The 1,659-nt window shown below is 43.5% G+C and carries 2 protein-coding genes; both read right to left on the bottom strand.

Annotated elements, in window-relative coordinates:
- Positions 1–405 (bottom strand): hypothetical protein (locus tag V7Q33_RS15425; RefSeq protein WP_333820406.1); only part of this gene is annotated, 405 nt, incomplete at its 3' end.
- Between the two features lie 124 nt (positions 406–529).
- The gene (locus V7Q33_RS15420; protein ID WP_333820405.1) at positions 530–1,222 is read right to left on the bottom strand and encodes a DUF2461 domain-containing protein; all 693 of its coding nucleotides are present in this window, start codon (positions 1,220–1,222) and stop codon (positions 530–532) included.
- Positions 1,223–1,659: the final 437 nt, after the last annotated feature.

The following is a 1,659-nucleotide window of genomic DNA, read 5'->3' as shown; positions in this document are numbered from 1 at the left end:
TAAAGGCGATCGATCCCCCACCAGCCATATATGTCCGAAAGGATCAATGAACCCGCCTTGCCGGTGGATTCCCCAGGGTGCTTTGTGATTTCGAACCGGATCAAGACTCCCGTTGGCACCAGCCGCTACAGCGCGTTTTACAAACACATCCGGATCAAGGCAGAATACTTCAACACGTGCGCACGTTATTCCAAGTTTCAGCGGACTTTCCCATCCGTTGCCAGCAGGTTCACCTATAAAGAATGCAGCGCCCTGAACAGCCAGGCCGGCTACAGATCCAAGACTCCATAACTCTTCAGCTCCCAATGCTTCTTTATACCATGTCATTGCTTGGGGTACATCGGGTACAGCCAGCATAACAGAGATGGTGAGATTTGAGTTGGGGATATTATTTTGAGTGCGCATGGGATATACTGTTAACATGGCAGAACTAAAAATAGCGATTCAAAAAATATATAGGAAACACAATGGTTAATCTTTACTAGTGATATCTTGCGCAGATGGGTGGCAAGCATCAACAGCGTGCGGCTCATCGGTATAACGACTCCCCGTTCGAATCAGTCGTTAAAAGATCGCTCATGTAATCGAAGAACGGACGTATGGCTTTATAGCTGTTGTTAACGTTCACTAAAAAATCAGCGGCGATAACTTCGCTGTCTTTGAATTTTCGTTCGAACCAGAACTGTTTATACCGGATCAGGGCTATAGCCGGGTCATCACTTGAAAATCCACGTGGTGTTGTCTTCACCTGTTCTCCCTGCAGGAGACCGAAATGTTTCTGAATCGTTTTGTCGTTCAAGAGTTTCTTCCAGTCAGTATAATTGGCCGTTATGTCTTGGCGTATTCTTTTAAGGTCGTCTGCATTCGGAAATAAAAATCCACAGGCTATACGCGATTCACCGGGTTTGATACGAATATAGTATCCGCCACGCAACAATGGCTTGGTGCGTTTCAGATAGCCGGCAAATCTCGGATTGTAGGGAGCTTTATCCTTTGAAAAGCGTACGTCATTATAAATCCGGTAAAGACTCTTTTTGCCGGAAGGTGTTTCGAGCTGATCGTGTGCGCTCATCTTCAGGATCAGTGCATCCATAAATGCTTCTGCATTTTCTTTGGCAAGCTCGTATTGATCTTTGTGTTCGTTAAACCAATCGCGGTCGTTATTGAAAGAAAGCTTCTTTAAAAAATCGAGTGTGGATTTTTTTATCGTTGAGTTGTTCACGCAGTATAAAATATAATGTGTTGCAGTAACAAACTATGATAGAAAAAAGATCGATTGAATCATGTAATGATCAGAATTTAATCACTTTACCGTGGCTCTCAAGCCAGGTATCTTTCACGGCACCAACGCCATTGAAACGGTATTGCAGTCCTAAAGTTATTGCTCATCAAATCACCGAGATCGCGCCGATTCCATCTGTCTTGACCAAGGAAGCCTCGCATTTTTTCAGCTTTTCGTTTTTACACCCTCATGAATTGGATTTAATAGCTAAATTCGGTCAGCAATAAAGTGTATGGCTATATTTATCAGGGTGCTGCCGGGCGTAATTATACTTTGTGTGTTCGTTGCAAGTCAGGGCACAACGTACAGGATCAGATGATTGTTAACGCGTTGCTGTGGTTGATGAAATAATTCAAAGTTTAAAGTTCAATGTTCAA

It is taken from the genome of Ohtaekwangia sp., from assembly GCF_036786105.1.
Classification (GTDB): domain Bacteria; phylum Bacteroidota; class Bacteroidia; order Cytophagales; family Cyclobacteriaceae; genus Ohtaekwangia.
This window is presented reverse-complemented; position numbering and strand designations above follow the sequence as displayed.